This window comes from Streptomyces filamentosus, assembly GCF_014654895.1.
Lineage (GTDB): Bacteria > Actinomycetota > Actinomycetes > Streptomycetales > Streptomycetaceae > Streptomyces > Streptomyces filamentosus.
In genome coordinates this window covers 3,208,527-3,230,858 of the sequence record NZ_BNBE01000001.1, presented here as the reverse complement: position 1 = coordinate 3,230,858, position 22,332 = coordinate 3,208,527, and the positions used below count along the sequence as shown (strand labels likewise).

Here is a 22,332-nt window from a genome sequence, read left to right as displayed (position 1 = left end):
CGCTTGACTCCGCTCACTTGATCGATCATCGCCTTGCATTGCGAGGGCAGATCGGGACACCCGCCAATGATTGAAAGATCGACGAACCCGGCGGACCGACCAACTGGTAGGTCGGACGCCGAGTGTCCGATATGCGGGAACCGCAGCAGAGCCCGAAATGTCCGTTTCAAAATTTTCCCGAGGAATTTTCCGGGAGAACGTCCGGCCCTTGCGGCACGGCCTCTCCAGCGGTCGGCCGGCCCGCTCGGCCCGGCCCGCCCGACCCGTTCAGCCCGGCCCCCTCAGCCCGGCCACACCATCGCCTGGAGCTCGCTGTAGGCGTGGAGCGCGTACGAGCCCACGTCCCGCCCGACGCCGCTCTTCTTGAAGCCGCCGAAGGGCGCCTCCATGTTCCGGCCGATGGTGTTGATCCCGACCCCGCCGGACCGCAGCCGGGCGCCGACCCGGAAGGCGCGGGCGACGTCCCCGGACCACACGTAGTCGATCAGGCCGTAGTCGGTGTCCCCGGCGAGCGCGATCCCCTCCTCCTCGTCGTCGAAGGGGACGACCACGACGACCGGGCCGAAGATCTCCTCGCGCACCACCCGCATCCCGGCGGTGCAGTCGGCGAGCAGCGTCGGGGCCACGTAGAAGCCCTTCGCGAGGTCCGGGCGCTCGCCGCCCGCGACGACCCGCGCCCCCTCCTTCCGGCCGAGCTCCACGTAGGACTCCACCCGGTCGCGGTGGGCCGCCGAGATCACCGGGCCGACCACCGTGCCCCTCTCCGCCGGGTCCCCCACCCTCAGGTGGCCGGTGTAGGCGGCCAGCTTCTCGACCAGCCGGTCGTGGATCCCGCGCTGGGCGAGGACCCGGGTCGGGGCGGTGCAGATCTGGCCGCTGTAGAAGGCGAAGGTCGTCCCGATGCCCATGACCGCCGCGTCCAGGTCGGCGTCGTCGAAGACCAGCGCCGCGCCCTTCCCGCCGAGTTCCATCAGCTGCCGCTTGAGGGTGCGGCCGCAGACCTCGCCGATGGCCTGGCCGACGGCGGTGGAGCCGGTGAAGGAGACCATGTCGACGTCCGGGGAGTCGACGGCCGCCTCGCCCGCGGCGGGCGCCGAGCCGGTGACCAGGTTGACCACCCCGGCGGGGACGCCCGCCTCCTCCAGGGCGCGGACCATCGCGAAGACCGACAGGGGGTCCTGCGGGGCGGGCTTCACCACGACCGTGTTGCCCATGGCGAGGGCGGGGGCGATCTTGCCCGCCGGGTTGGCCCAGGGGTTGTTGTACGAGGTGATGCAGGTGACGACGCCGACCGGGCGGCGCACCGCGACCGCCCCGAGGACGCCGGCCCGTCCCATCGGCCCGGCCTCGCTGATCTGCGGCGGCAGGGCCTGCTCGACCGGTTCCAGGGCGCCCCGGGCGTACCGGCGGAAGCGGGCGGAGCCGACGGCGACCTGCATGCTCCGGGCGGTGGCGGTGGTGGCGCCGGTCTCGGCGCGGGCCAGCTCGACGTGGGCCGCGGCGTCGCGGGCCATGAGGCCGGCGGCCCTGTCGAGGATCGCGGCCCGCTCCTCGGGCTTCGTCCGGGACCAGTCGGCGAAGGCCTCCCGGGCGGCGGCGGCCGCCTCGTGCACCTGGGCCCTCGACGCCTCGGGGGCGAGGCCGACGACCTCCTCGGTGGCCGGGTTCACCACCTCGTAGTGGCCGCCCTCGGGCTCGGTCCACGCGCCGCCGACGTACAGCTTCTCGGTGATCGTCATCGGGTGCCCACCGTCCTCGTGTCGCGGCCCGAGCGCAGGACGCGCCCGGGAACGGCCCCGGTCACCTCGTCGTCGCGGACCGTCTCCACGCCGTTGACGCGCACGGAGACGACGCCGACCGCGCGGGAGTCGAGGCGCGGGCTGTCGCCGGGCAGGTCGTGGACGAGGGTCGCGGGGCCCGCGTCGATCCGCCCGGGGTCGAAGAGGACCAGGTCGGCGTGGAAGCCCTCGGCGATCCGGCCGCGCTCGCGCAGGCCGAAGAGCCGGGCCGGGTCGTCGCTGAGCATCTTCACGGCCCGCTCCAGCGGCACCAGCTTCCGGCCGCGCAGGCAGTCGCCGAGGAAGCGGGTGGTGTACGGGGCCCCGCACATGCGGTCCAGGTGGGCGCCGGCGTCGGAGCCGCCGAGGAGGACGTCCTCGTGGTCCCAGGTCTCGCGGCGCAGCGCCCAGGAGGCCGGGTCGTTGTCGGTGGGCATCGGCCACAGGACGGTCCTCAGGTCGTCGTTGGCGCAGATCTCGACGAGGCACTGGAAGGGGTCCTGGCCGCGTTCGGCGGCGATGTCCTCCACGACGCGGCCGGTCAGGCCCTCGTTCTCGCGGCTGTACGTGTCGCCGATGACGTACCGGCCGAAGTCCGCGAGGCGGCGGAAGACGCCGGCCTCCTTGGAGTCGGCGCGGCGCAGCATCTCCGCGCGCACCTCCGGGTCGCGGAGCCGCGCGATCCGCTCGGGCACGGGCAGGCCCAGGACCTCGCCCCAGCCGGGGATGAGGTTGAGGGCGCAGAAGGTGCCGAGGGACATGTTCATGGGAGTGAGGATCGGCATGGTGAGGGCGACGATCCGGCCGCCGGACCTGCGGGCCCGTTCGGAGGCGGTGAGCTGGCGGGGGACGCGTTCGGGGACCGCGGCGTCGATGGTGAGGACGTTCCAGTTCAGGGGCCGTCCGGCTGCCGCGGACATCTCGACGAAGAGGTCGATCTCGGCGTCGGAGAACTGGTCGAGGCAGCCCGCGAGGATCGCCTCGATCTGGGTGCCCTCGTGCTCGCCGACCGCCTTCGCGAGGGCGATCAGCTCGTCGGGGGCGGCGTGCCGGGAGGCGACGGGGGCGCCGTCGCCGTCGGAGTGGGTGGCCGACTGGGTGGTGGACAGGCCCCAGGCGCCGGCCTCCATGGCCTCCTTGAGGAGGGCGGTCATCTCGGCGAGCTGCGCCTCGGTGGGCCGGCCGCCGACGGCGTCGGCGCCCATCACGTAGCGGCGCAGGGCGCAGTGGCCGACCATGAAGCCGGCGTTGACGGCGATCCGCCCCTCCAGGGCGTCGAGGTACTCGCCGAAGGAGGACCAGCTCCAGTCGACGCCCTCTTCGAGGGCCTTGAGCGCCATGCCCTCGACCTTGGACATCATGCGGCGGGTGTAGTCGGCGTCCTCGGGCCGGTCCGGGTGGAGCGGGGCGAGGGTGAAGCCGCAGTTGCCTCCGGCGACGGTGGTGACGCCGTGGTTCATGGAGGGGGTGGCGTACGGGTCCCAGAAGAGCTGGGCGTCGTAGTGGGTGTGCGGGTCGACGAAGCCGGGGGCGAGGACGAGTCCGGTGGCGTCCTCGGTGGTGCGGGCGGCCGCGCCGGGCGGCGGGAAGGTGATCCGTCCCCCCTGGATCCCCACGTCCGCGACGTACGCGGGGCCGCCGGTGCCGTCCACGACGGTGGCGCCCTTGATGAGGTGGTCGAGCATGGCGGTCCCTTTCTGTACGTGGACGTGCTCGGTGCGTGGCTTTCGCGCGCGGGCGCGCTCGGTGCGTGGACGTGCTCGGTACGCGGGTGTGCCCCGGCTCGGGGCCGCCGCGGAACGGCTTCCGGCCGGGGCAGGTACGGGGCGGCGGTCCGGGAAGACACCGCCCCGCGCTGTGGTGGTCGGGAGGGGGGAGGCGGGCGTCCGTGCCCGCGCCCGGCGCCCCGCCCCCTCCGCTACCGCCCGGCGGCCTGCCGGAAGCGGGTGGTGCGGTGGACCGGGTCGGTGTCGATCTCGGGGATCACGTGCTCGCCGATCAGCTTGATCGTGTTCATCGTGTCCTCGTAGCCGATCCCCACCGGGAGGCCGAAGGAGAGCTGGTCGGCACCGGCCCGCTCCCAGCGGCGGCACTGCGCGAGGACCTCGCCCGGGTCGCCGCAGATCATCAGCTCCTCGGCGATGAGGAGTTCGATGATCTCGGCGGAGTACTCGGGGAGCAGCTCGGGCCACTCGGGGACGCCTTCGGGGCGGGGGAAGGTGTCGTGGTAGCGGAAGAGCAGCGACTGGAGGTAGTTCAGTCCGCCGCCCGCGGCGATCTCGACGGCCTTCTCGTGGGTCTCGGCGCAGATCGCGGTGGAGGTGACCATGACGTTGTCGTTGACGAAGTCGCCGACGGCCTTGGCCTCCTTGATGGCGTTCTTGTAGGACTCGACGACCCATTCCATGTCGGAGACCTTCTGGACGCTGAAGCCGAGGACGCCGAGGCCCATCTTCCCGGCCATGGCGTACGAGGACGGGGAGCCGGCCGCGTACCACATGGCGGGGTGGGAGGAGCCGTACGGCTTGGGGAGGATCTTGCGGGGCGGCAGGGACCAGTGCTTGCCCTGGAAGCCGACGTACTCGTCCTGGAGCCACATCTTGGGGAACTCGGCGATCGTCTCCTCCCAGAGTTCCTTGGTGTGGTTCATGTCCGTGATGCCCGGGAAGAAGCCGAGGATCTCGTGGCTGCCCGCGCCGCGTCCGGAGCCGAACTCGAAGCGCCCCTCGGAGAGGTGGTCGAGCATGGCGACCTTCTCCGCGACCTTCACCGGGTGGTTGACCGGGGCGAGCGGGTTGAAGATGCCGGAGCCGAGGTGGATGCGCTCGGTGGCGTGGGCGAGGTAGCCCAGGTAGACGTCGTTGGCCGAGAGGTGCGAGTACTCCTCCAGGAAGTGGTGCTCGGAGGCCCAGGCGTACTTGAAGTTGGACTTGTCCGCCTGGATGACGTACTCGGTCTCCTCCATGAGTGCCTTGTGCTCGGCTTCGGGATCGGTCTCGGCGCGCTTGCCGACGTATCCCTGTACGAAGATCCCGAATTCCACGGAAGTCACCGTCCTCGTGAGTTTCTGACGTGTCGTCAGATTCTTGGATGAGCTGCGCCCTGTCAATACCTGATGGATCGTCAGATGCGTTCAGAACAGGGAGACCCCGGCCAGCCAGCCGCCGTCGATCACGAACGGCTGGCCCGTCACGTACGAGGAGTCGTCCGAGGTCAGGAAGAGGGCGAGGGCCGCCACCTCCTCCGGGCGGCCGATCCGGCCGAGCGGCACGAGCTTGCGGTACAGCCCGCCGGTGGCGGCCGGGTCCACCCCCTCCGGGTTGCTCATGGCCGTGTCGATCGCCCCCGGGCAGACCGCGTTCACCCGGATGCCCTTCGGGGCCAGCTCCAGGGCCGCCACCCGGGTCAGCCCGAGCACCGCGTGCTTGGAGGCCGCGTAGGCGCCGACCCCGGCCATCCCCGTCACGCCCGTGTACGAGGCGGTGTTGACGATCGTGCCGCCGCCGGCCGCCGCGATCTCCGGCGCCACCGCACGGATGCCCAGGAAGCAGCCGGTCTGGTTGACCGAGACGACCGCCCGGAACTCCTCCAGCGGGGTCGAGAGCAGCTCGTTGAAGCGGAGGATCCCGGCGTTGTTCACCAGGCCGTCGACGTGCCCGAACCGCTCCTTCGCCACCGCGACGGCGGCGGCCCACTCCTCCTCGCGGGTCACGTCCAGGTGGACGTACGCGGCCCGCTCCTCCCCCAGCTCCTTCGCCAGGGCCTCCCCGGGGCCGTCGAGCACGTCCGCGAGGACCACCCGCGCCCCCTCGGCGGCGAAGAGCCGCGCCTCCTGCTCGCCCTGCCCGCGCGCGGCCCCCGTGACGACGACGACCCGTCCGTCCAGCTTGCCCATGCCGTACTCCCTACAGATGCGGGGCGACCCCTTCGGCGAAGGCCGCCATCTGGTCGATGAGTTCGCCGCGGCTCCGGCTGCGGAACCGCACCTGGATCTGGCCGACGCCCATCGCCCCGTACTCCCGCAGCGAGGCCGCCAGCTCCTCGGGCGGGCCCGTGAGCGTGCGGCGCCCGGTCTCCCAGGCGGGGGTGCCGACGTACAGCGGCTCGGCGATCGCGCCGAAGACGAAGGGGCCCGAGGTCCCCGCCTCCTCGCGCAGCCGCCGGATCCGCCCGATCCGGCGGGCCAGCACGTCCCGGGGGTCGCCCTGCGGCAGCCAGCCGTCGCCCTTGAGCGCGGCCCGCCGCACCGCCGCCGGCGAGGAGCCGCCCACCCAGACCGGGACCCGCTCCTGCGCGGGCCGGGGCCGCTGCCCCAGGTCCTTGAAGGAGAAGCGCTCCCCCAGGTGCTCCGGGTACTCCTCCGGGCCGAGCGCCGCCCGCAGCGCGTCGAGCGTCTCGTCGAGCACCCCGCCGCGCCCCGCGAAGTCCGCGCCGACCGCCTCGAACTCCTCCTGCACGTGCCCGGCCCCCACCCCGAGGACCAGCCGGCCGCCGGAGAGGTGGTCGAGGGTCGCGTACGCCTTCGCGGTGACCAGCGGGTGGCGCAGCCCCACGACGGCGACGTGCGAGAGCAGCCGGACCCGCTCGGTGGCGGCGGCCAGGAAGGAGAGCGTGGCGACCGGGTCGTACCAGACCGTGCCCATCCCGGCGGCGAGCCGGCGCGGGATGGCCACGTGGTCGCAGCAGGCGACGTAGTCGAAGCCGTGCGCGTCCGCGGCGCGGGCGATCGCGACCAGGTCGGCGGGTCCCGCGGCGGCCTCCCAGGGCTCGGCGTAGATCACGGACTGGGACTGGACGGGCAGCTGCATGCCGTAGACCACCATGGGGACCCCCTTGTCTGACGCATCGTCAGTTACGGCGACGGGGTCATGCTGTCGCCTGACGGGCCATCAGGCAAGGGCCTCCGGGGGAGCGACGACCGCCCGACGCCTTGCCGCATCGCCTCCGACTTGATATGCAGCACAATCTGCCGCACACTGTGAAGCATGGCCACCATGACTCGAAAGAGCGTCCCCCTCGACGCACTCGTCGAAGAGGCGATGGAACGCGTACGCCGCCATGACAGCCCGGAGAACACGGCCCTGCGTCAGGTCACCGGGATAAACGTGAGCGACGACACCTCGGATGCCGAGATCCTCCGCGCACTGCTCAACGCCGGCCGGGTCGCCGTCCAGGAGAAGGCCCTGGAGAACGGCTACGCGGCACTGGCCGCGGCTCAGGACGACGAGGACCGCGCCTACGCCGCCGCACGTCGCGCTCGCAGGCGAAGCGGCGGAGCGGGCGAGTGACGGAGATCGTTCCCGTGCGGGGACGGCTGTACCGCGCCGATCTGGGGTTCGGCCTCAAGCCCTGGCTCGTCGTCTCCAACAATGCGCGCAACCAGAAGCTGGACGAGTGCCTGGTGGTCCGCATCACCACGAGCGACAAGCCCGACATCGCGAGCATCGTCAAGCTGGGGCCGAATGACCCAGTGGTCGGCCGGATTCTCTGCGACGACCTCGGCCCGATGTACCGGGACGACATCAAAGCCGACCTCGGCGCCCTCTCCGCACAGACGATGACGCAGGTGGCCACAGCGCTGCGGCACGTCCTGGCCATCTAGCGGAGGACCCCCGCTCGGGCGCAACCGGCGGGGGCCGTTCCACGGCCCTCTACGTCACGGCCTCCAAAGGCCCTCCGGGCTCAGCCCCAGCAGGTCGATCGCGTTGCCGCGCACGATGCGCTCGACGACGTCCGGCGGCAGGTGGCCCATCTGCGCCTCCCCCACCTCCTTGGACTTCGGCCAGGTGGAGTCGGAGTGCGGGTAGTCCGTCTCGTAGAGGACGTTCGCCGCGCCGATCGCGTCGAGGTTGCGCAGCCCGAAGGCGTCGTCGAAGAAGCAGCCGAAGACGTGCCCGGCGAAGAGCTCCGACGGCGGCCGGGTGACCTTGTCGGCGACGCCGCCCCAGGCGCGGTTCTCCTCCCAGACCACGTCCGCCCGCTCCAGGATGTACGGGATCCAGCCGATCTGGCCCTCCGCGTACATGATCCGCAGGTTCGGGAAGCGCTCGAACTTGCCGCTCATCAGCCAGTCGACCATCGAGAAGCAGCAGTTGGCGAAGGTGATCGTGGAGCCGACCGCCGGCGGGGCGTCCGCCGAGGTGGACGGCATGCGGCTGGACGAGCCGATGTGCATGGCGATGACCGTGCCGGTCTCGTCGCACGCCCGGAGGAAGGGGTCCCAGTGGTCGGTGTGGACCGAGGGGAGCCCGAGGTGCGGCGGGATCTCGGAGAAGGCGACGGCCCGGACCCCCCGGGCGGCGTTGCGCCGCACCTCGGCGGCGGCCAGCTCCGGGTCCCAGAGCGGGATGAGGGTGAGCGGGATCAGGCGGCCCCGCGCCTCGGGCCCGCACCACTCCTCCACCATCCAGTCGTTGTACGCGCGCACGCAGAGCAGCCCGAGCTCGCGGTCGGACGCCTCGGTGAAGGTCTGCCCGCAGAAGCGCGGGAAGGTCGGGAAGCAGAGCGCGGACTGGACGTGGTTGACGTCCATGTCGGCGAGCCGGTCCGGGACGGAGAAGGAGCCCGGCCGCATCTGCTCGTAGGTGATGACTTCGAGGCGTATCTCGTCGCGGTCGTAGCCGACGGCGGTGTCGAGCCGGGTGAGCGGCCGGTGCAGGTCCTCGTAGACCCACCAGTCGCCGATCGGCCCGTCGTCGCCCTTCGCGCCCATGACGGGCGCGAACTTGCCACCGAGGAAGGTCATCTCCTTCAGCGGGGCCCGGACGATCCGGGGGCCGGTGCCGCGGTACCGGGACGGGAGCCGGTCGCGCCAGACGTGCGGGGGCTCCACGGTGTGGTCGTCCACCGAGATGATCCTGGGGAAGGTCTCCTGGGTCTCCATGCCGTTCACGGTAGCGCCGATCTGACGAACCGTCAGCTACTGCGGCGGCGGGGGGTGCGGACGGGGCGGGCGCGGGGTGGGGTGGGCGCGAGGCGGGTTCGGGGTGGGTGCGAGGGCGAGTACGGGGCGGGCGCGGGGCTTCGCGGGGGCGTCGCCGGCACTTGTCCACAGCCGTCCCCTCCCCCCTCCCCCCCTCTCCCGCGCTCCTTGGCGCCGTCCACAGCCATGCGCGGCGTCGCGCACAGCCGTCCCCGGCGTCGTCCACAGCCGTCCGTGGCCGTCCACAGCCCTCGTCCGCAGTTGTCCACAACGGCCGACCCGATGCTGACGCGCTCCCTCCGGACAAGGCAGACTGTCCAGGGCGATACCAGCGGTACGGGCAGGGGGAGCCAATGGGGCAGGAGAGCGGGCCACGCGTCCCGGCGCAGGGCTCCGGCCGGAGCGGGGCCGGAACGGACTTCGGCGTGCCCCGGCACCGGGAGGGCACGGACCGGCCGGGGACGGACCGAAAAGAACCGGCCATCCACGGGGCCGGGACGGAAGCGCACGCGGGTACGGACACCGGGACCGGCACGGGAACCGCCGCCGGGGCCGGCACGGGAGCCGTCACGGGAGCCGTCACGGACACCGCCGCGGGAACCGTCACGGACACCGCCGCGGGAGCCGGTGCGAGGACCGCGGCCGAGCCCGGCACCGGACTGCGGTTCGGCGTGCTCGGGCCCGTGCGGGCCTGGCGGGACGGAGAGGCGCTGGCCACCGGGTCGCCGCAGCAGCGCGCCCTCCTCGCCGCCCTGCTCCTCCGCCGCGGCCGCACCGCCACCGCCTCCGAACTCATCGACGCGCTCTGGGGCGAGGAGCCCCCCTCCCAGGCGCTCGCCGCGCTCCGCACGTACGCCTCCCGGCTCCGCAAGGTCCTCGGCGCCGAGGTGCTGACCAGCGAGTCCGGCGGGTACTCCCTGAAGACCAGCGCGCTCGACCTCACCCGCGCGCAGCAACTCGCCGCCGAGGCCGAGAAGCTGCGGGCCGGCGGCGACCGGTCCGCCGCCCGGGCCCGGCTCGCCGAGGCCCTCGACCTGTGGGACGGCGAGGCCCTGGCCTCCGTCCCCGGCCCCTACGCCGAGACCCAGCGGACCCGCCTGGAGGAATGGCGGCTCACCCTCCTGGAGACCCGCCTCGACGTCGACCTGGAGACCGGCGCGCACGCCGAGGCCGTCTCCGAACTGACCGCGCTCACCGCCGCGCACCCGCTGCGCGAGCGGCTGCGCGAACTGCTGATGCTCGCGCTCTACCGGGGCGGACGGCAGGCCGAGGCCCTCGCCGTGTACGCCGACACCCGCCGGCTCCTCGCCGACGAGCTCGGCGTCGACCCCACCCCCGAACTCTCCCGGCTCCAGCAGCGCATCCTCCAGGGCGACGCCGAACTCGCCCGTCCCGTCGAGGAACAGGCCCCGGCCGCGTCCCCCGTCTCCCGGCCGGCTCAACTACCCGCAACGGTCCCCGACTTCACGGGCCGGGCCGCCTTCGTACGGGAGCTGGGCGCGCAGCTCGCGACCGCCGAGGGCTCGGTCATGGCCGTCTCGGCGCTCGCCGGCATCGGCGGCGTCGGCAAGACCACGCTCGCCGTGCACGTCGCCCACGAGGCACGCCCGCACTTCCCGGACGGGCAGCTGTACGTCGACCTCCAGGGCGCGGGCGCCCGCGCCGCCGCGCCCGAGACCGTCCTCGGCTCCTTCCTCCGCGCCCTCGGCACACCGGATTCGGCCATTCCCGACTCCCTGGAGGACCGGGCCGCCCTCTACCGCTCCACGCTCGACGGCCGCCGCGTCCTGGTCCTCCTCGACAACGCCCGGGACGCCGCCCAGATCCGCCCCCTGCTGCCCGGCACGGCCGGCTGCGCGGCCCTCGTCACCAGCCGCATCCGCATGGTCGACCTCGCGGGCGCGCACCTCGTCGACCTCGACGTGATGTCCCCCGAGGAGGCGCTCCAGCTCTTCACCCGGATCGTCGGCGAGGAGCGGGTCCAGGCGGAGCGCGAGGCGGCCCTCGACGTCGTCGCCGCCTGCGGCTTCCTCCCCCTCGCGATCCGCATCGCCGCGTCGCGGCTCGCGGCCCGCCGCACCTGGACGGTCTCGGTCCTCGCCGCGAAGCTCGCCGACGAGCGCCGCCGCCTCGACGAGCTCCAGGCCGGCGACCTCGCCGTCAAGGCGACCTTCGAGCTCGGCTACGGCCAGCTCGAACCCCACCAGGCCCGCGCCTTCCGCCTCCTCGGCCTCGCCGACGGCCCCGACATCTCCCTCGCGGCGGCGGCCGCCGTCCTGGACCTCCCCCTCTGGGACACCGAGGACCTCCTGGAGGCCCTGGTCGACACGTCCCTCCTGGAGTCGGCCGCCCCCGGCCGCTACCGCTACCACGACCTGGTCCGGCTCTACGCCCGCGCCTGCGCAGACCGCGACGAGCACCCCCCGTCGGAGAAGGAGGCGGCCCTCTCCCGCCTCCTCGACTTCTACCTCTCGACGGCCGCCGGGGTCTACGCCGTCGAACGCCCCGGCGACCGCCTCGTCGACCACCTGGAACCCACCACCCACCAGGGCCTGACCTTCACCGACCGCCACCAGGCCCAGGACTGGCTCTACGCCGAGTCCCACTGCCTCCTCGCCTGCGTCCGCCAGTCCGCCGCCGCCCCCGCCACCCTCCGCCGCGCCGTCGACCTCCTCTGGGCCTCCCTGGACCTCGCCGAGTCAGGCGCCAACTCCAAGGAGTACGAGGCGGTGGCGACGGTCCTGCGGGGCGCGGCGTCGAAGACGGGGGACGTACGGGCGGAGGGCCGCGCGGCGATCACGCTGGCGTACGTCCACCAGCTGTCCGGCCGCTTCGACCAGGCCGACACCGAGGCCGGTGAGGCCCGCCGCCTCGCCACCGCCAACGCGGACCCGATGTCCCTGTGCTGGTCGGCCAACCTGCTCGGGGTGACCGCCATCTACCGCAACCACTACTCCGAGGGCGAGACCCATCTCCAGCAGGCCATCACGGAGTTCCGGTCCGCGAAGGACTCCGCGGGCGAGGCGAGCGCCCTCTGCAACCTCTCCCGGATCCATCTGCTGACGGGGCGCACCGAGAGCGCCGTACGACTGGCGCTCCAGGGAGCGGAGATGTACGACGCGCTCGGCCACGCCCTCAAGGGGGCGAACGGGTGGTACGCCCTGGGAGTCGCCCTCACCCGCAGCGGGCAGCTCTCCGAGGCGTCGAGCAGACTCCGGGACGCGCTGGCCGTCTTCACCAGCAGCCGGCAGCGCCTGTGGCAGGGCATGGCCCTCTTCCGGCTGGCCGAGGTGGACCTCGCCGGGCGCAAGAACGCCCAGGCGGCTTCCAACGCCGAGATGGCGCTGACGGTCCTGCGCGACATCGGCGGGGAGTGGCGGCGCGGCAACGTGCTCACCGTCCTGGGCCGCGCGCTCAGCGGCCTGGGCCAGCGGGACCGCGCCCAGGTCTGCTGGGCGGAGGCCCTCGACATCTACACGCGCCTCGGCTCCCCCGAGGCGGCCGAGGTCCGCGCCCTCCTGCACCCCGCCGCCGCGGCCTGACCAGCGGGACCACGGCGTTCATCGTTCGTTTATCGCCCCGCGCGATGCTTCCTTCATCGATCCGTCGCGTCGGGGGGCAGGCGGGTCAGCGAAGAGGCTGTCACCAGCAGGCAATAGGGTGAGCGGCCCCTGAGCAAAGGTCCGTCCGGCTGTCCATGGGGGAACGGCCGGACGGACCTCGGACCTACCTGATCTCGAACGACAGGAGACAGCAATGAGCGACGACCAGATCATCAAGCCGGCCAACGTCCACGTCACGGGCGAGCCCGTCGACATCGAGGTGAAGAACGTGCACGTCACCGGCGGTGAGGACGCGGCCGAGGCGATAGCCGAGAAGATCGGTGTGAAGAACGTGCACGTCACCACCGAGCCCCTCGGCGACGCCGTGACGGCCGAGCCGCTCGGCAACGTGCACGTCACCACCGAGCCGGCCAAGTAGACCACTCCCCACGGGGTTGACGGCACCGGCGGCGCCATCGGGGGAGCCGCCGGTGCCATCCACCGGGGCCCGGTCGACGGGGGAGCACACGGTCCGGGGGAACGCCCGGCGGAACCAGGGGGGATCCGTCCGGCGAGGACCGTGCGCAACGCGATCGGGCCACCGACAGGAAGGGGCCGGGCATCTGCCCGGCCCCTTCCCGCGTGCGCGGACCACCTGACGAAGTAGTCCGTTCCGCTTCGCGGTCGTCCGAACGCCGCCGCGAGGATCGATCTGCCCGATTGTCCCCGCTTCATGAGGAGTCCCCATGCGCAGCACGACACGCCTGCTCGCCCTGACGTTCGTCGCCGTCGCCCTCGCCTTCGGCGCGGCCGCACCCGCCTCGGCCAACGTGCACATCACCACCGCCGACACCTCCCACGACGACCTCCGCGCCGGCCGCTGACCCAGCCCTCACCCCCCGGCCGGGAACCGCGCCACCAACAGGGCTCCGCCGGTTTCCGCGTCCTCGATGGAGAGGGTGCCGGCATGGGAGGTGGTGAGGTCCCTGGCGATGGGGAGGCCCAGTCCGGCGCCGCCGGTGGTGCGGGTGCGGGCCTCGTCGAGGCGGGTGAAGCGGTCGAAGACGCGGGTGCGGTCGGCGGGCGGGATGCCGGGGCCGTCGTCGTGGACGGACAGGAGCAGCTCGGGGCCGGAGCGGGTCACCGTCACCGTGACCTCCGTCCGCGCGTGGCGGCAGGCGTTCGCCAGGAGGTTGCGGAGGAGCCGGTCCAGGTGGGCCGGGTTGCCGGGGAGGACCGCGGGGGCGGGTGCCTCGCAGCGGAGACGGAGCGCGGCGGACTCCGGGAGGTGCTGGTGTTCGCGCACCAGGTCCTCCGCGAGGGCCGACAGGTCGACGGGGATGCGGACGGGCGGGGCCGCGCCGTGGCCGGCGAGGAGCAGGAGGTCGTCGGCGAGGTGCTGGAGGCGGACGACGTCGGTGGCCGCCTCCGTGACGACCTGCCGCCAGTCGTCCACCGACTCCGGGTGTCGCAGCGCCGATTCGAGCTGGGCCCGCAGCGAGGCGAGCGGGCTGCGGAGTTCGTGGGCCGCGTCGGCGGTGAACTCGCGTTGCCGGGTGGCCGCGGCCTCGACCCGGTCGAGGGTGGCGTTCGTGGTGCGGGCGAGGTCCGCGATGACGTCCTCCGTGGGCGGGACCGGGACGCGGCGGTCCAGTGACTGCCCGGTGATGTCGGCGAGTTCGCGCCGGATCGCGTCGACCGGCCGCAGCGCCCGCGCGACCATGACGTGCACGAGGAAGCCGGTGAGCAGGGCCGTGAGCGGCACGCCGGTGGTGAGGGCGATCCAGTAGACCTTGTCGAGCGAGTCGTAGGCGTCGTTCAGGGTCTGGAAGGTGTGGACGCCCCCGAGGAACAGCGCTCCGGTCGCCGCTGCGGCCGTCAGCGCCACCCGGCCCCGGAAGGAGATCCGGGCGCCGCCCCGGCCCACCGCTGCGGCGACGGCCGCCGCCGTGAGGAGGCCGGCGGAGGGGCCGATGCAGACGAGGGCCCAGCGGAACGCCTTCTCCGCGACGTCGACCTTGTGCTGTTCGTTCTCGCGGACGAGCCAGCTGCCGTAGGTGGCGTACAGGCAGGCCGTCACCGCTCCGGCGACCGCCGCGCCCCGGAGCCGTACCCACCACGGGCCGCCCTTCCCCGCGAGGAGGCAGACGGAGGCGACGTACAGCGCTCCGGCCCAGGTGCCCCAGGTGGTGATCTGCTCGATCTGCGGGCCGACGCGGTCGTGGTTGATGTGGACGGCGGGCCAGGGGGAGCGCGGTCCGGCGGCGCGGTCGGCGTACTGGAGCCAGGCCACGGCGGTGCCGACGACCAGGGCCGCCGCCAGGCCGGAGGCCCACACCGGGCGGGTCGCCCAGACCGGGCGCGCGGGAGGGGCGGAGGAGTCACGCACGGCCGCTCACCCGGTAGCCCGCGCCCCTCACCGTCTCGATGGTCTCGCGGCCGAAGGGGGCGTCGATCTTCTTCCGCACGGCGCTGATGTAGACGTGCACGATGTTGGGGTCGCCGGTGAAGTCCGCCGACCAGACCTCGTCGAGGACGTCCAGGACGGGCACCACCTCGTCGAGCCGGCCCAGCAGGCAGTGGAGGACGGCGAACTCCTTCGGGGTGAGGGCGATCTGTTCGGCGCCCCGGCCGCAGGTGCGGCGGGCCGGGTCGAGCCACAGGTCGCCGGCTTCGAGGAGGGTGGGGACGCGGGCGCCGCCGCGCCGGACGAGGGCGCGCAGCCGGGCTTCCAGGACGACGTACGAGAAGGGTTTCGCGAGGTAGTCGTCGGCGCCGGTGTCGAGGCCCTCGGCCTCGTCGTACTCGCCGTTCTTCGCGGTGAGCATCAGCACCGGCACGTCGTTGCCCTCGGCGCGCAGCCGGGCGCAGACCTGGTAGCCGCTGAGGCCGGGCAGCATGAGGTCCAGGAGGACGGCGGCGTAGCGGTGTTCGCGGGCGAGGTGGAGGCCGGTGACGCCGTCGTGGGCGGTGTCGACGGTGTAGCCGACGGCGGTGAGGCCGCGCCGCAGCGAGGCGGCCATCCGTTCCTCGTCCTCGATCACCAGGATGCGCATGGGTCCGAGTATCGCCGGTCGCCGGACGGGGTCCCCTGAGGAAATCCTCAGGGGGCTTCAGGGGCCCTTCAGGGGGTGTCGCCGAGGCTGCCCCCATGCTCATGATCACCGCCGTCGAGAAGCCCCGGCGCGTCGCCGCCCCGGTCGGCAGGGCCGGGCCCGCGTGCGTCGCCCTCGTCCTCTTCGTCCTGCACGCGGCCTTCGCGCTGCGCAACCACGCCCGGTTCCGGACGACCGGCTACGACCTGGGGATCTTCGGGCAGGCGGTGCGGTCGTGGGCGGAGGGGCGGCTGCCCGCGTCGGAGATCCGGACGGCGACCGCGCCGGCCGGTTTCGAGGGGGAGGCGCTGCCGCTGCTGGGGGACCACTTCCATCCGGTGCTCGCGCTGCTCGGCCCGGTGTACCGGCTGGTGCCGCACGTGGAGGTGCTGCTCGTGGCGCAGGCGGCCCTCGTCGCGGCGACGGTGTACGTGACGGGGCGGACGGCCGGACGGCACCTGCCCCACGGGGAGTTCGCCGGTCCGGTGGTCGCGGCGGCCTGCGGGCTGGCGTGGGGCGTGCAGACGCTGATCGGCTTCGACTTCCACGAGGTGGCGTTCGCGCTGCCGCTGCTGGCGCTGGCCTGCCGGGCGTACCTGGACGGGCGGTCGCGGGCGGCGGCCTGGTGGGCGGCCGGGCTGCTGCTCGTGAAGGAGGACCTGGGGGCGACGGCGGCGGTCCTCGGGCTGCTGATCGTCCACCGGGCGCGCGACCGGCGGGAGCGGCGCACCGGATGGTTCCTGGCCTGCGGGTCCGTCCTCGCCGCGCTGCTCGTCCTGAAGGTGGTGGTCCCGGGCTTCGCGCCGGACGGGCGGTACCTGTACGCGGAACGGATCGGGGGCGCGTACGGGTTCCTCGACGGCTGGCCCGTGAAGGCGCTGACCGTCCTGGCGCTGCTCGCGGTCACCGGGGGCCTGGTGGTGCGCAGTCCGCTGGCGTGGCTGCTGCTGCCCACGCTGGCCTGGCGGTTCACCTCGTCGGTGCCGTCGCACTGGGAGCCGGGGCTGCACTACTCGGCGGTGCTCGTGCCGGTGGCGTTCGCGGCGCTGGTGGACGCGGTGCGGCGCGGGGCGCGGCCGCCGGTGCCGTGGCCGCGCGGCGACGGCCGGGGGCCCCTGCTCGCGGCGCTCGGGGCCGTGCTCCTGCTGCTGCCCCTCCAGCCGACGGCGCAGCTCGCCACCCCGGGCTTCTGGCGGGAGGGGCCGAGGGAGGCGGCGGCGCGGGCGGCGGTGGGGCGGGTGCCGGACGGGGCGCGGGTGGCGGCGAGCAACGCGCTCGCCCCGCACCTGACGGACCGCACGACGGTGCGGCTCGCGACCCCGGCCCTCCTCGACCGGGCGCCGGCCGTGGAATGGCTGGTCCTGGACCGGGCGGACGGCTTCCCGGCGGGGGCGACGGACGGGGTGCTGCGCGCGGTGGCCGGGGATCCGGCCTGGCGGGTGGTGCGGGACGGCGACGGGATCGTCCTGCTGCACCGCGAGAAGGGTCAGCCGCGGGCGTAGGAGCCGAGGCCGACGAGGCAGTAGACGTACTCGCTGATGGTGGTGCCGTTCATGGTGTAGCGGTGCGAGAAGGCGTACTGGGTCCTGGGGTTGGCGTTGCACTTGTTCATGTCGGAGGTGAAGGGGAAGGTCTGGATGACCTTGTAGTGGGCGTCCGAGGCCGAGCAGGGGACCTCGTCGACGCCGCTGACGGACTGGGCGGTCTCCGAGTCGGGGAGGGTGCCGTTGAGGCAGGTGCCCTTCTCGTAGGGGTCGGGCTCCTCTTCGGTGGGGGTGGCGGCGGGGTCGGTCGGGAGGCCGAGGTCGAGGCTGGGGAAGGGCGAGACGGAGAAGGTGGGGATCGTCGGCCGGGAGACGGTGGGTTCCTCGTCGTCGTCGTCGCCCAGGAGGTACGAGCCGCCGACGATCGCACCGATGACGAGGAGCGGCACGAGGCAGCCGGCGACGCCGGACTTCCGCTGCCGGGGGGCCTGGCCGCCGGCGACGGTGATGCGGAGGAGGACGGTGGTGCCCGCGAAGGGGACGGGGACGACGTCGCCGTTCCGGCAGGGCGGGACGTGGATCTCGGTGCGGCCGCCGCCGGGGAGGTTCCCCGGGAGGGTCACCGGGATGACGACGCCGGTGGCGGCCTGCTGCGGGGTGAGGGTGAGGGGGATCTCCTGCGTGGACACTGCTGCTCCTCGGAGGGAGAGGGGGCACGTGGCGTCTTTATGACGTGGACACGTCGTCAGGTGGTTGCGGCCCCGCCCTTCTTTCCATAAACGGATTCCAGTACTCCGGAAATTCGGTAGGGGGCCGCCTCGCCCCCACGGGGTCAACCCCGCTTCCGCAGCTCCCCCTTGACCACCTTCCCGCTCGCGTTGCGCGGGAGTTCGGTGACGAACTCGACCTGCCGGGGCACCTTGTAGTTCGCCATCTCCCGCCGGGACCAGGCGATCAGGTCGTCGGCGGTGACCCGCGCACCCGGCCGCCGCACCGCGAACGCCTTGCCGACCTCGCCGAGCCGGGCGTCGGGGACGCCGATGACGGCGACGTCGGCGATGTCCGGGTGCAGGCCCAGGAGTTGCTCGATCTCGGCGGGGTAGGCGTTGAAGCCGCCGACGATGAACATGTCCTTGAGGCGGTCGGTGATCCGGAGGTTGCCCGCCCCGTCGAGGACGCCGATGTCGCCGGTGCGCAGCCAGCCGTCCGGGTCGATCGCCTCGGCCGTGGCCGCCTCGTCCTCGAAGTAGCCGCGCATCACGTTGTGGCCCCGGACCAGGACCTCGCCGGTGTCCGAGAGCCGGACCTCGGTGCCGGGGACGGCGCGGCCGGAGGTGGTGGCGATCGTCGCGTCGGGGTCGTCGCGGCGGCACATGGTGACGAGGCCGCTCGCCTCGGAGAGGCCGTAGGCGGTGAGGACGGTGCCGATGCCCAGCTCGGAGCGGAGGCGCTCGACGAGGAGCAGCGGGACGACGGCGGCGCCGGTGACGACCAGCCGGAGGGAGGACAGATCGTGGGCGGCGCGGGCCGGGTGGTCGAGGAGCGCCTGGTGGAGGGTGGGCGGGCCGGGCAGCACGCTGATCCGCTCGGCGGCGACGTTGGCGAGGACGGTGTCGGCGGTGAAGACGGGCTGCGGCACGATCACCGCCCCGCGCATCAGACAGGCGAGGACGCCCGCCTTGTATCCGAAGGTGTGGAAGAAGGGGTTCACCACCAGGTAGCGGTCCCCCTCCGCGAGTCCGGCGAGGGCCGCCCAGTCCTCGTAGCAGCGCAGGGTCTGGGCGTGGGTGATGACGGCGCCCTTGGGGCGGCCGGTGGTGCCGGAGGTGTAGATGACGTCGGAGGGGGCGTCGGGGTCGATCGCGTCGGCGCGGGCCCGTACGCGCTCCGCCGGGATCCGGTCGCCCTCGGCGAGGAACGCCTTCCAGGTGGTCCAGCCGGTCTCCTCGGGGGCGGTGTCGCCGAGGACGACGACCCGTTCCAGGTGCGGCAGGGGCACCCCGGCGCGGCGCAGGGAGGCCACGTACGAGGTGCCGAGGAAGGTGCCGGTGACGAAGAGGAGCCGGGCGCGGGAGCGGGCCAGGACGTCGGCGGCCTCGGTGCCCTTGAAGCGGGTGTTGAGCGGGACGAGGACGGCGCCGGCGGTGACGGCGCCGAGGGCGGCGACGATCCAGTCGAGGCTGTTGGGCGCCCAGACCGCGACCCGGTCCCCGGGCCGTGTCCCGGCGGCCAGGCAGGCGGCGGCGGACCGCTCGACGCGGGCGGCGAGTTCGGCGTACGAGACGCGGACGCGCCCTTCGGCGACCGCCTCCCGTCCGCCCCACCGCTCCCCCGCCGCCCGGACGAGTCCCGGGATCGTGCCCCACTCCAGGTCACCACGCATGTCGAACCCCCAGCCTCGGTGTAGCTGACTATCCGTCAGATTAGTTGTAGCCTGACGCGCTGTCAGCAGTGCTGCCCCATGAGGAGGTCCGGTGCTCAAGGACGCCACCGCCATCGTCGGCATAGGACAGACCGCCTTCGCGAAACAGCTCCCGGAGACCGAGAAGGCCCTCGCCTGCCGGGCGATCCTCGCCGCCCTCGACGACGCCGGCATCGCCCCGTCCGAGGTCGACGCCTTCGCCTCGTACACCATGGAGGAGACCGACGAGGTCGAGGTCGCCAAGGCCATCGGCGCCGGCGACGTCACCTTCTTCTCCAAGGTCGGCTACGGCGGCGGCGGTTCCTGCGCCACCGTCGGCCACCTCGCCGCCGCCGTCGCCACCGGCCAGGCGAGCGTCGGCGTCGCCTGGCGGTCCCGCAAGCGCGGCTCCGGCCCCCGCCCCTGGAAGAACACCGCCGTCCAGCTCCCCACCCCCGGCCAGTGGACCCGCCCCTACGGGCTGCTCCGCCCCGCCGACGAGATCGGCATGCTCGCCCGCCGCTACATGCACGAGTACGGCGCCACCCGCGACCACCTCTTCAACGTCGCCCTCGCCTGCCGCAACCGCGCCAACCAGAACCCGGACGCGATCATGTACGAGCGCCCGCTGACCCGCGAGATGTACATGACCTCCCGCTGGATCAGCGAGCCCCTCTGCCTCTTCGACAACTGCCTGGAGACCGACGGCGCCCTCGCCTGCGTCGTCGTCTCCGCCGAACGGGCCCGCGACTGCCGGCAGCGGCCCGTCTACGTCCACTCCGCCGCCCAGGGCCTGCCCGCCCAGCACCACGGCATGGTCAACTACTGGAACGACGACCCGCTCTCCGGCCCCGCCTGGACCGCCGCCCGCCACCTGTGGCGGACCGCCGACTTCGGCCCGGACGACGTGGACGTCGCCCAGATCTACGACGCCTTCACCCCGCTCGTGCCGCTCTCCCTGGAGGGCTACGGCTTCTGCAAGCGCGGCGAGGGCGCCTCCTTCACCGAGGGCGGCGCCCTCGAACTCGGCGGCCGGCTCCCCCTCAACACCGGCGGCGGCGGGCTCTCCGAGGCATACGTCCACGGCTTCAACCTCATCAACGAGGGCGTGAAGCAGCTCCGCGGCACCTCCACCGCCCAGGTGCCGGACGCCGCCACCTGCCTCGTCACCGCCGGCGAGGGCGTCCCCACCTCGGCCCTACTCCTCAGGAGCTGACCCGATGCTGAACCCCGTCATCGACGAAGACGGCGCCCCCTTCTGGGAGTTCACCGCCCGCGGCGAACTGCGCGTGCAAGGCTGCGCGGACTGCGGCGAGCTCCGCTTCCCGCCCCGCCCCTGCTGCCCCCACTGCCAGTCCTTCGCCACCGAGTGGCGGCTCATGTCCGGGCGCGGCCGCATCTGGTCGTACGTGCTCCCGCACCCGCCGCTGCTCCCCGACTACGCCGAACAGGCCCCCTACAACGCGGTCCTCGTCGAACTCGCCGACGCCCCCCGCATCCGCCTCGCCGGAAACGTCGTCGCCGCCCCCGACGCCCGCCTCGACTCCGTCGACCCGGCCCGGCTCCGCATCGGCGCCCCCGTCCGCGTCGCCTTCACCGAGATCGACGGCATCGCCGTGCCCCGCTGGCTCCTGGAGCGCGGATGACGATCTCGCTGGAACGGGACGAGGAGACCGGCGTCGCCGTCGTCACCCTCGACCGGCCCGAGCGGCACAACGCGCTCACCCTCGCCATGGCCCGCGAACTCGGCGCGGTCTGGCGGGGGTTCCGGTACGAGGACGGGATCCGGGCGATCGTCGTCACCGGCGCCGGCGGGCGGGCCTTCTGCACCGGCATCGACCGCGACGACGCCGGACGGGTGCCGCAGCCCTCCTCCCCGTACACCATCGACGACCCGCTGGTCGCGATCGGCCCCAAGGCCAACGACCTGTGGAAACCGGTGATCGCCGCGGTGGAGGGGATGGCCTGCGGCGGCGCCTTCTACCTGCTCGGCGAGGCCGAGTTCCTCATCGCCGGCGAGACCGCGGCCTTCTTCGACCCGCACACCACCTACGGCATGGTCAGCGCCTTCGAGACCGTCCACATGGCGCAGCGGATGCCCTTCGGCGAGGTCGCCCGGATGGCGCTCATGGGCTCCGCCGAGCGGGTGTCCGCGCGCCGGGCGTACGAGACGGGGCTGGTCAGCGAGGTGACGGAGGCCGGCGGGGCGCTGGCCGCCGCGCGGGAGGCGGCGGCCGTCCTCGCCTCCTACCCCACCGGGGCCGTGCAGGGCACGGTGCGGGCCCTGTGGTCCGCCAAAGAGGCCGTCAGGTCCCAGGCCCTCGCCCAGGCCCCGCACCTGGTGACGCTCGGCAACCTGCCGGCGGACCGGCAGGCGGAGCTGTTCACGAGCCGGCGGACGGGGTACCGGACGCGGTAGCGGCGGACGGGGTGCCGGTGGGGGCGGGGACCTCGGTCACGTCCCGGACCACGCACTTCCTGACCTTGTCGACGGCCCGGGGCTTCGTCATCCCCAGCTCGAAGTCCAGCCGTCCCCCGGCCCCCGGGCTCACCGTCGTCACCGCCGTGTCGACCGGGGACCCGGTGCCGTCCCGGAACTCCAGCGTCACCCGGTAGGTGCCGCTGGAGCCGTACCGTCCCTCGTCGGCGATCCGCAGCGTCGCCGTGGTGTCGGCCCTGCGGGCGGGCTTCCCCTTGCGCTTCTTCTGGGCGGGCTTCACGCAGTCGACGACGGTCACCCTGGCGCCGGCGGTGGTGGTGGCCGAGACGGAGGGCGCGGGGTCGGCGGTGTAGCCGCTGCCGGAACCGGAGTCCGAGCCGGAACCGCCGGAGCCCGAGCCCTCGTAGTCGTCGTTGTCCTTCTTGTCGCTGGAGCAGCCGCCCCCGCCGCCGCTGCTCTTGCTCTTGCTCTTGCTCTTGCCGCTTCCGCCCTTGCCGCCGCCGCTGCTGCTGGTCTGGAAGCCGGTCAGCGCCAGCACCACGACCGTCAGCACGGCGGCCATCTTCACCCGGGTCCGCACCATCGTCGTCTCCCCGTCCCGTCCGTCCGTCATGTGCGCGCCACACCCTAGCGGGGCCCCCGGCCCGCATGGCGGGTCCCGCCCGGCGGG

20 protein-coding genes are annotated in these 22,332 nt (G+C 73.4%); 9 read left to right on the top strand and 11 right to left on the bottom strand.

All coding sequences use genetic code 11. The features are described from left to right. Positions 1-281: 281 nt before the first annotated feature. The 5 genes from IE326_RS14675 to IE326_RS14655 all read right to left on the bottom strand — a co-directional run bounded on the left by IE326_RS14675 (position 282) and on the right by IE326_RS14655 (position 6,601). Entirely contained in the window at positions 282-1,739 is a 1,458-nt protein-coding gene (locus IE326_RS14675) for an aldehyde dehydrogenase family protein (RefSeq protein ID WP_190041713.1), read from the bottom strand. Then, entirely contained in the window at positions 1,736-3,463 is a 1,728-nt protein-coding gene (locus IE326_RS14670) for an N-acyl-D-amino-acid deacylase family protein (protein ID WP_190041712.1), read from the bottom strand. Before IE326_RS14670 ends, IE326_RS14675 begins: the two co-directional genes overlap by 4 nt. Before the next feature lie 233 nt (positions 3,464-3,696). Then, entirely contained in the window at positions 3,697-4,821 is a 1,125-nt protein-coding gene (locus IE326_RS14665) for an LLM class flavin-dependent oxidoreductase (protein ID WP_150228836.1), read from the bottom strand. A gap of 90 nt (positions 4,822-4,911) precedes the next feature. Then, positions 4,912-5,673 carry an SDR family NAD(P)-dependent oxidoreductase gene (locus IE326_RS14660; protein WP_150228839.1) on the bottom strand — a complete coding sequence of 254 codons (762 nt, stop codon included), beginning with the start codon at positions 5,671-5,673 and terminating at the stop codon, positions 4,912-4,914. Positions 5,674-5,683: 10 nt separating this feature from the next. Continuing rightward, on the bottom strand, positions 5,684-6,601 hold the full coding sequence (locus tag IE326_RS14655) for a TIGR03619 family F420-dependent LLM class oxidoreductase (protein ID WP_190041711.1): 918 nt from the start codon (positions 6,599-6,601) through the stop codon (positions 5,684-5,686). 162 nt (positions 6,602-6,763) lie between these two features. On the opposite strand from IE326_RS14655, the gene IE326_RS14650 reads away from it, so the two are divergent. Together IE326_RS14650 and IE326_RS14645 are read left to right on the top strand one after the other, a co-directional pair. Further along, the gene (locus tag IE326_RS14650; RefSeq protein ID WP_150228843.1) at positions 6,764-7,066 is read left to right on the top strand and encodes a hypothetical protein; all 303 of its coding nucleotides are present in this window, start codon (positions 6,764-6,766) and stop codon (positions 7,064-7,066) included. Further along, positions 7,063-7,380 carry a type II toxin-antitoxin system PemK/MazF family toxin gene (locus IE326_RS14645; RefSeq protein ID WP_150228845.1) on the top strand — a complete coding sequence of 106 codons (318 nt, stop codon included), beginning with the start codon at positions 7,063-7,065 and terminating at the stop codon, positions 7,378-7,380. Before IE326_RS14650 ends, IE326_RS14645 begins: the two co-directional genes overlap by 4 nt. 54 nt (positions 7,381-7,434) lie before the next feature. Here the strand turns inward: IE326_RS14645 and IE326_RS14640 are convergent, their stop codons facing one another. Further along, on the bottom strand, positions 7,435-8,661 hold the full coding sequence (locus IE326_RS14640) for an amidohydrolase family protein (protein WP_150228847.1): 1,227 nt from the start codon (positions 8,659-8,661) through the stop codon (positions 7,435-7,437). A gap of 392 nt (positions 8,662-9,053) precedes the next feature. Here IE326_RS14640 and afsR point away from each other — a divergent pair, with 392 nt between their 5' ends. The 3 genes from afsR to IE326_RS14625 all read left to right on the top strand — a co-directional run bounded on the left by afsR (position 9,054) and on the right by IE326_RS14625 (position 13,126). Further along, complete coding sequence (gene afsR / locus IE326_RS14635; protein ID WP_229915332.1) at positions 9,054-12,242, top strand: SARP-family global regulator AfsR; 3,189 nt, start codon at positions 9,054-9,056, stop codon at positions 12,240-12,242. Positions 12,243-12,456: 214 nt separating this feature from the next. Further along, entirely contained in the window at positions 12,457-12,681 is a 225-nt protein-coding gene (locus IE326_RS14630; protein ID WP_150228849.1) for a hypothetical protein, read from the top strand. 307 nt (positions 12,682-12,988) lie between these two features. Further along, entirely contained in the window at positions 12,989-13,126 is a 138-nt protein-coding gene (locus IE326_RS14625) for a hypothetical protein (RefSeq protein ID WP_170313828.1), read from the top strand. 8 nt (positions 13,127-13,134) lie between these two features. Here the strand turns inward: IE326_RS14625 and IE326_RS14620 are convergent, their stop codons facing one another. Together IE326_RS14620 and IE326_RS14615 are read right to left on the bottom strand one after the other, a co-directional pair. After that, a complete protein-coding gene (locus IE326_RS14620) occupies positions 13,135-14,631 on the bottom strand; it encodes a sensor histidine kinase (RefSeq protein WP_190041710.1) in 1,497 nt (498 codons plus the stop codon). Next, positions 14,624-15,298: a response regulator transcription factor gene (locus tag IE326_RS14615; RefSeq protein ID WP_150228854.1), complete on the bottom strand. Its 675-nt coding sequence runs from the start codon at positions 15,296-15,298 to the stop codon at positions 14,624-14,626. Before IE326_RS14615 ends, IE326_RS14620 begins: the two co-directional genes overlap by 8 nt. 95 nt (positions 15,299-15,393) lie before the next feature. On the opposite strand from IE326_RS14615, the gene IE326_RS14610 reads away from it, so the two are divergent. Next, positions 15,394-16,839: a DUF2079 domain-containing protein gene (locus tag IE326_RS14610; protein ID WP_190041709.1), complete on the top strand. Its 1,446-nt coding sequence runs from the start codon at positions 15,394-15,396 to the stop codon at positions 16,837-16,839. Here the strand turns inward: IE326_RS14610 and IE326_RS14605 are convergent. Together IE326_RS14605 and IE326_RS14600 are read right to left on the bottom strand one after the other, a co-directional pair. Continuing rightward, positions 16,824-17,510, bottom strand: coding sequence for an LppU/SCO3897 family protein (locus IE326_RS14605; protein WP_190041708.1), 687 nt, complete (start codon positions 17,508-17,510; stop codon positions 16,824-16,826). The genes IE326_RS14610 and IE326_RS14605 overlap by 16 nt on opposite strands. 143 nt (positions 17,511-17,653) lie before the next feature. After that, on the bottom strand, positions 17,654-19,204 hold the full coding sequence (locus tag IE326_RS14600; RefSeq protein ID WP_190041707.1) for a FadD3 family acyl-CoA ligase: 1,551 nt from the start codon (positions 19,202-19,204) through the stop codon (positions 17,654-17,656). Between the two features lie 91 nt (positions 19,205-19,295). On the opposite strand from IE326_RS14600, the gene IE326_RS14595 reads away from it, so the two are divergent. From IE326_RS14595 to IE326_RS14585, 3 genes are read left to right on the top strand one after another with little or no spacing between them, the layout of a single operon-like run. Next, positions 19,296-20,438, top strand: a complete 1,143-nt coding sequence (locus IE326_RS14595; RefSeq protein WP_030754648.1) for a lipid-transfer protein — start codon at positions 19,296-19,298, stop codon at positions 20,436-20,438. Between the two features lie 4 nt (positions 20,439-20,442). Then, a complete protein-coding gene (locus IE326_RS14590) occupies positions 20,443-20,868 on the top strand; it encodes a Zn-ribbon domain-containing OB-fold protein (protein WP_150228862.1) in 426 nt (141 codons plus the stop codon). Further along, positions 20,865-21,641, top strand: coding sequence for an enoyl-CoA hydratase/isomerase family protein (locus IE326_RS14585; protein WP_150228863.1), 777 nt, complete (start codon positions 20,865-20,867; stop codon positions 21,639-21,641). Before IE326_RS14590 ends, IE326_RS14585 begins: the two co-directional genes overlap by 4 nt. Here the strand turns inward: IE326_RS14585 and IE326_RS14580 are convergent. After that, a complete protein-coding gene (locus tag IE326_RS14580) occupies positions 21,607-22,275 on the bottom strand; it encodes a hypothetical protein (RefSeq protein WP_229915331.1) in 669 nt (222 codons plus the stop codon). The genes IE326_RS14585 and IE326_RS14580 overlap by 35 nt on opposite strands. Positions 22,276-22,332: the final 57 nt, after the last annotated feature.